The organism is Mesorhizobium sp. M1423, from assembly GCF_040317575.1.
GTDB lineage: Bacteria > Pseudomonadota > Alphaproteobacteria > Rhizobiales > Rhizobiaceae > Mesorhizobium.
In genome coordinates this window covers 1-6,765 of the sequence record NZ_JAMYKU010000063.1, presented here as the reverse complement: position 1 = coordinate 6,765, position 6,765 = coordinate 1, and the positions used below count along the sequence as shown (strand labels likewise).

The window sequence follows — 6,765 nt, the reverse complement described above, 5'->3', positions numbered from 1 at the left end:
TCAGGCACGGACGCCTCCCTTCGAATGGTTGCAACACTCCATTCTGGCACAGCGATGCCGTCGGGGGGCGTCCACCCCATCAGCTATCCCACTCTCGGTGCCTGAAGCGGACAGTCTGGAACCGGCCCCACTACAGTCGTTCGAGAGCTGCCTGCGGACGACCGCTTCTGGCGCGTTCTCCGCATACGTTAGAGGTCAGTGGAACTCGCTTTGCCCGAACGGAGCGTTAGAAGGCGCTGACGAAATGGATGCGCCGAATCCCTGATGTTGAGCGGCAGCTTTGGTCCCTCGGTGATGAGCTTGGTTTCGATCTGCCAGGGCTCTTCGGCGCGAACGAAGCTCATCGCTGCGTGCACTGCCATCCAACCAGTCAAACGATCCTCATCCTCGCGGGACATGATGGCTTTGCCGGCTGCGTTCCACGATATTTGAAACTGCAGAGGTGCCTTGAGCAGCCAGGCGAGGGAGCGGCGCAGGGTCGAACTTGCTATTCGATTGCCGAGATGGTTGCGGCAAATGCGTCTTTGCAATGTACTGGCACTTTCCGATCCTGCCTTGCTCGGTGCACGCGGCGCAATGCCGACATACAGAAGGTGGTGCTCACCGCTACGCAAAGTACCGTCGAGTGGAACGCCCGGAAGACCGCAATTGAACCACCAACCGTAGACGCCGCGTTCGTCAGGAATAAGCGAACGGTCGGCGAGCACCTCACGTGCTGGGATGAGACGCTGGGGATGAAGCAGAGTGTCGAAATTGTCATATGGATTATTAGCCATAATGCAGCCCGTCGCTTTCCCGCTTGGATCAGCCGACAGGTCAGGCGGGTGCTGATCGAGCCGGTGGTGACACCAATGCTCGATTATTACTTATCGTCTATGGAAAGATTGCCAATGCGACCGCCCTTCTGGCCGCATGGAGGCTCGAAAGAGAGTTGCAGTTAACGTTCAGCGTTTACGACGCGAAAGAGACCTCTCGCAGGAGGAGCTTGGCGAGCGCGCTAACGTGCATCAGACGTATCTGAGCCAGCTCGAAGGCAGCAAGCGCAATCCTTCGATCGACCTTCTGGAACGAATTGCAAAGGCATTGAAGGTCGATATAGCCGAGCTATTTAAGCGGAACTCGCCGCGCCAGCCATAGGCAGTAGCACTGAGAGGTCGGCCGGCCTTCAATTCAACCGGCCCGAGGCCGCACGGCTCAGGCCGGCTGGCTCGATCGGAAATGCCAAGCAGCCTAGATTTAGTAGGAACCGAACAGGGTATGGCCGGATTGCCGCAGGCGCCCCTGGTGCCAGTTTATGGCCTGCGCCAGCGAGTCGAGCTGGTCATCGTGCCGACCGTTCGGAAATGCCTTGCATTCGGTCTCGAACTCGCCCAGCCAGCGGGCATATTTGGGGAGGAAGACTTGGCCGGCCTCGATGGCGGCAGACGCGAGCGAGATGCGCACCATCTTTGGATCCTTCGGCGTAATGGCAATAACACCGATACCCTCATGCTGTAGCTCTTGCACGACAGAGAAGCCCGACACCTTCTTTTCCATCAAAATGCTGGCGGTCGGATATTTTTTGCGCTGTTCATGGAGTTTTCGCTTGAGGTGAGGGTAGACCAAGCGTTCGCGGATGACGTCGAGGACAAAATACTGCTCCCTGCGCACCAGTATGACCGTGCAGACGGAATAGTCGGCGGAGGCCGTGTCGGCCATGCCGGTGTCCCAGCTCAAGAGGTACTGATCGCCAGGCTGATACGTTGGCGTTTCACTGTAGGTGCCGAACCAGGACCATTTGATCATGCCGCCGTCGATTGGCACCGGCGCCTGAAGGTATTGCGCGGAGAAAATCGCCTCCGGCATGTCTTCGCGGCGTTCCGCCAGAATTTTCAGGGGTTCGCGCACCGCCTGCAACGGCTCGCCGGCCTTCCAAAGGTGGGAGCGCCCGAAACTCAATGGGAACGTCTGGTCGTGGTCAGCGATAGCCGGCAGACAAAGGTGCCGCGTTCCGGTCTTGGCAAGAAACAGGGCAGAGGGATCGTCCACGTGAAGGCGTTGCATCACCAGGATGGTTTTGGCCTTTCGCTTGTCATCGGCACGTGATGCCAGGGTCGATCCGAAGAATGCGTTTGTCGAATCGCTTATTGCCGCTGACAACGCGTCTTCCGGTTTGATGGGGTCGTCGACGATGAAGATGTTGCCGCCGAGACCTGTCAGCGTTCCCCCGACCGTCGTGGACCTGCGAAAACCCTGGGCCGTCGTAAAAATGCCTTCGGCGGGATTGCGGGAAATTCGGGCGTTGGGGAATAGGCGGCGATACCAGTCCGATTCCATGACCAGCCGCGTATAGCGAGCATGGGTATCTGACAGGCCCCCTGCGTACGAGATGCAGACGATCTTCTTGGTCGGATCGTGGCCGAGGAGAAATGCCGGCAGAGCCACAGAAAGGATGATGGATTTCAAGGAGCGGGGAGGGACGTTGACGACCAGCCGCCTTTCGGTCCCGGCGAGGAAATCCATTACCGCGAAGCACATTGCATCGATATGCCAATTGGGAACGAACTCTTCACCGGGCGCAACGAGCTGAAAGACCTTTCTGACGAACGTGTAGAAATCGGCCCGCGCCCCTGTGTTGAGAAGGGCTGCTGCATTTGTTTCTTTTGACCTGTCAGCCACGGCCGCTCCTCCTAAGACGAGAGGCGGCCTGCAGAGCCTGATATGCGGCCTTGTCCATCAAGCTAAAATCAACGCGACGAACATTGGTACCCAATTCAGAATGGCTGTCGGCGGCAGCAGGAGGGGCTGTCAGGGCCTTGAGATCGATGCCTTTGCCTTCGGCCATCCTGGCAAAGAGGTCCTCGAGGGCTGCGGCATCTGTGGGGGTCAAGTCTTCGGCGTCATCCGGCACTTCGATCGGCAAAACGCCGTATTTGTCCAGCAACTGCATCATCGCTTGGAAAGAACGCTGATCGCCTTGCGCCGCCTTTGCCGCCTGTTTCCAAAGGCCGGCCTTCCAGACCGGCATTCTTTGCGATTTGCCGTTCGGCAACGTCAGCGTCACCGGGGAAAAGAAGACGTCCCTAAGGTCGGTGACGACGTTTTTGCTGCCTTTGGGCCGGCCCCTAAGGTTGCCGGATCTTCCCGGTTTGAACTGGTGGCTCGGCGGCGGTTTTCCGTAACCGACATCGTAGCCACCAGACGTCTTTGACCGCCTGGGTGGTTTACCGCGGCTCATGGCTGGCCTCCCATCCCGAAGTTGACGCGGCGAATGTTTGGGCGATCCGGGTAGGGGATGGTGACAACCGAAGCGATCAAACGGGCCCGTTCAAATGCGGCGGTGCGCTCGTTGAATGTCTCTCCGGTCTCCGCATGGATGGCATCCTCGCCAGTGTAGGCCTGCCATCGGCGGATGCTGCAGTCGACATAGATGGGGTCCAGTTCGATGAGACGCGCGCAGCGGCCGGTTTTTTCCGCGGCGATCATCGTCGAGCCGGAGCCGCCGAAAGCGTCAAGGACAATGCCGCCCTTCTTGGAGCAGTCGAGCATGGCGTCGGCAAGCATCTTGACGGGCTTGACTGTCGGATGAAGTTTTAGCTCTTCCTGCCGGTCTTTGCCGCCAGTATTGAGCCCACGGTATTCCCAGACATTTGTACGATAGCGTCCATGCTGTCCCAGCTCGAAATTGTTGATATGCGGCGCCGTACCGTTCTTGAAGGGAAAGACCAGTTCGTGGCGCGAGCGATAGAAGGTGCCCATACCGCCATTGTCCTTTGCCCATACGATCAGGTTTTTTAGCTCGGAGTAGGCTTGTGCGCCGGCTGCGGTGATCTCGGCGAGGTGGCGCCAATCCATAAAGACAAAATGGATCGAGCCATTCATGGAGAATGCAACAAGCAATCGGAACGCTGCCAACAGGAAAGCTTGGAATTCGACTGCCGACATCTCGCCGGCAGCCATGGCGAATTCGCGCTGCTTGATCTTGCCGGATCCGCCAGCGTGCCCCTGAATCGGAACATTAAAGGGAGGGTCGGTGATCACCATTTGGGCCGGTTCAGCGCCCAACAGGCTTTCATAAACTTCGCGATGCAGAGCATTGCCGCAGATAAGGCGGTGCCCACGACAAAGCCAGATATCACCCTCGCGCGTAACCGCGGGCTCGTCCGCCTCGATTTCGGGAAGCTTGTCGTCTTTTGGCGAGTTGGTTTGGTCTTCGGGCGCGAACTCGACGCTGAGCCTGTCGACTTCGTGGGCGTCAAATCCTGTCAGGCTCAGATCGAAGTTCACATCAATCTCAAGGATTTCGCTCAGAGCGATGCTGAGCTTTTCCTCATCCCAGGTGGCGTTCAGCGTCAGTTTGTTATCGGCCAAAACGAATGCGCGTTTCTGCGCCTCGGTTAGGTGATCGACGATGAGGCAAGGTACGAACGCAAGTCCGGCGAGGATAGCCGCTTCGACACGGGCGTGACCTGCAAGGATGTTTCCTTCTCCGTCGATGACAGCATGTCCAATGAAATCAAATTTCAAGATGCTGTTGGCGATCTGCCTGACCTGTTTCTTCGGGTGGCTGCGAGCATTGCCCGCATTCGGTTTTAGCGTGCGCGGATCACGCATTTCGGTGCGAAAATGACGCAATTCGTCCTCCGTCTGAATCCAACTAGGCCCGCGAAGCGAGCTATGACATCAAGGATTTGGAAGACCGCGGGGAGATCCCCTCCGACACGCAGCGTCTAAAGCATCCCGCTCAAAGACTGACTAGCTCTTGGCTATCGGTATGGGCATCCCGCCCAAGCGCATTGCACTTCCTGTGCCGCAACCGGTCAAAGAGTAGGTGAGTTAAGAGGTATATTGCCATGGCCGCCCTTGCAAGAGCTTTGATGCCAGCAGCGAATGGCAGGGTATCTAGAAGGTGGCGGTCGCATAATATGCAGTCTGGAACTTGGGACCGATGGGCCATCTGTCGAACAGAGCGGCCACAAATGTCGCATAATATGCGGACTGGAACCACCCGAAGGATCACGCCGCCGCAGGCTGCGAGAAGTGGGTGTCCATAGCAGCGATCCGTTTGCTAATGCATCCGGCCATCGGGTCTGCCCCACAAAATTTCCCTGTGGATATTCCCATTGTGATGACTTGGTGTCGTATTCGTTTGGCTCCGGCTGAGTAGAAGTAAGCAACTTGGGCTCGGGGGAATCATGAACAAGTTGCTTGTTGGTGCGGCATTTCTTGCCGCCGGCGTCTTCGGCGTAGATACATCTTTCGTCTCTTATATTAGAAGCTCCGCAGGAATGGCGGCTTTTGCGCAGGAGGCGCAAGGGACTTCGCCAGATACTGGCGCGAGCGGGGGCCTTGGCAATGACGGGGCAGCGCTGGGATCAGGCTCCGGCACGGATGATGCGGGCGGAACGCCCCCAGCAAGTGCGACGGGAGAGGCTGCGCCTGCGGCCGCGGCTCCGGACGCGGCGGCCGAGGCAGGAACGACAGATCAACCGACCGACGGCGAGGCGGCACCCGAGGAACCAGCAGCGGTAGCGACCGAGACGACCACCGAGAGCGATCCGGAGGCGATCGGCACGCCGAAGGTGGATCTGCCGAAGAGCTCAGGCAATGGCAATCTTGGCTATGTCATCGGCATCGATGTCCCGGACTTTCATGGCATCGAGCCGTCCATCGCACTCACCTACGAGTCTTCGCGCAGGACCAAGACCGGCGGCCTCTACCAGGGCTGGCTTGGCTATGCCTGGGGTCTTGGCGGCTTTGACGTCATCGAGCGGGCAAGCCCCGGTTATGGCATGCCGGCCTTTACCACGGGCGATATCTACCTGCTCGACGGCCAGGCGATGGTCGCCTGCGTGGCAGGCATGGCGTCACCATCGTGCGCGACCGGCGGCACCCATGCGACGGAGAATGAATCCTATCGCCGCATTGGCCTGAACAGCACCACCAATGAATGGAAGGTGACGGATCGCGACGGCACCGTCTCGACCTTCCGCTCGGTGGCGGCCGTCGCCAACCTGACGCCGACTGCCGGCACGCCGGCCTATGATCTGGCTCAAAGCTACCGCTGGCTGCTGACCTCGGTCACCGACACCAACGGCAACACTGTCACCTATAGCTACACCTGTCCGGCGAGCCCGGTCTGCTATCCCGATACGATCAGCTACTACGGCACGGTCGTAAAATTCTATGTTGAGACGCGGCCCGACCTGATCCTGATGGGCAATGGCCGCGACATCTCCGAAACCAGCCAGCGCATCAAGGCGATCTCGGTCAAGGTCGGCACAGCGCTGCGCAACGCCTACAAGCTGACCTACGACCAGGCGCCGTTCTCCAACGTCTCGCGCCTGACTGCCGTCACCCGCTACGGCACCGATGCGGCCATCGCCGCCGACGGCACCATCTCCGGCGGCACCGCAAAGCTGCTCGGCCAGATGACCTATCAGAACACCGATGGAAACTACAGCACCGTCAATGCGCAGCTCTACGAGCATACGCAGGCCGGCCTTTTTCCGCCGAGCTATGGCAATCCGAAAGAAGTCGGCGACCTTGATTTCGACGGCCGCGACGAGGTCTTCGGGGACTATACCGAAACGACGATGTCCGGGCAGACAATAACGACCAACGTCTACAAGCGTATCATCAAGTTTGGTGCTGGGGGAATTCCAGCAGACAATAAGACCGTATTTCTGCGTATCAAGTCGCCCTCGGAGTCCCCGCCACCACCGGACCCAAGCGACCCAAACCAACAGCCCCCACCCAAACCGATCTTTTTCTCGGATCCTGGCC

The 6,765-nt window shown here is 58.8% G+C and carries 5 protein-coding genes and 1 pseudogene; 2 read left to right on the top strand and 4 right to left on the bottom strand.

Going from position 1 to position 6,765, the window contains the following annotated elements:
- Window positions 1-188: 188 nt before the first annotated feature.
- A complete protein-coding gene (locus tag NKG95_RS33865) occupies window positions 189-776 on the bottom strand; it encodes a GIY-YIG nuclease family protein (protein WP_353043830.1) in 588 nt (195 codons plus the stop codon).
- Between the two features lie 136 nt (window positions 777-912).
- On the opposite strand from NKG95_RS33865, the gene NKG95_RS33860 reads away from it, so the two are divergent.
- On the top strand, window positions 913-1,137 hold the full coding sequence (locus NKG95_RS33860) for a helix-turn-helix domain-containing protein (RefSeq protein WP_353043829.1): 225 nt from the start codon (window positions 913-915) through the stop codon (window positions 1,135-1,137).
- Window positions 1,138-1,236: 99 nt separating this feature from the next.
- Here the strand turns inward: NKG95_RS33860 and terL are convergent, their stop codons facing one another.
- The 3 genes from terL to NKG95_RS33845 are packed head-to-tail and all read right to left on the bottom strand — an operon-like array spanning window position 1,237 to window position 4,614.
- Complete coding sequence (gene terL / locus NKG95_RS33855; RefSeq protein ID WP_353043828.1) at window positions 1,237-2,658, bottom strand: phage terminase large subunit; 1,422 nt, start codon at window positions 2,656-2,658, stop codon at window positions 1,237-1,239.
- Window positions 2,651-3,217 (bottom strand): DUF5681 domain-containing protein, encoded by a 567-nt coding sequence (locus NKG95_RS33850; protein WP_353043827.1) that lies wholly within the window; start codon window positions 3,215-3,217, stop codon window positions 2,651-2,653. Before NKG95_RS33850 ends, terL begins: the two co-directional genes overlap by 8 nt.
- On the bottom strand, window positions 3,214-4,614 hold the full coding sequence (locus NKG95_RS33845) for a site-specific DNA-methyltransferase (RefSeq protein WP_352914065.1): 1,401 nt from the start codon (window positions 4,612-4,614) through the stop codon (window positions 3,214-3,216). The genes NKG95_RS33850 and NKG95_RS33845 overlap by 4 nt, the downstream gene beginning before the upstream one ends.
- A gap of 560 nt (window positions 4,615-5,174) precedes the next feature.
- Between NKG95_RS33845 and NKG95_RS33840 the strand changes: the two are divergent.
- Window positions 5,175-6,765, top strand: a pseudogene (locus NKG95_RS33840) (hypothetical protein); the annotation flags it as partial.

Excerpts from the sequence above, each read along its gene's own strand:
- NKG95_RS33865 (WP_353043830.1), bottom strand. The coding sequence starts at position 776 with ATGGCTAATAATCCATATGACAATTTCGACACTCTGCTTCATCCCCAG.
- NKG95_RS33860 (WP_353043829.1), top strand. The coding sequence starts at position 913 with ATGGAGGCTCGAAAGAGAGTTGCAGTTAACGTTCAGCGTTTACGACGC.
- NKG95_RS33850 (WP_353043827.1), bottom strand. The coding sequence starts at position 3,217 with ATGAGCCGCGGTAAACCACCCAGGCGGTCAAAGACGTCTGGTGGCTAC.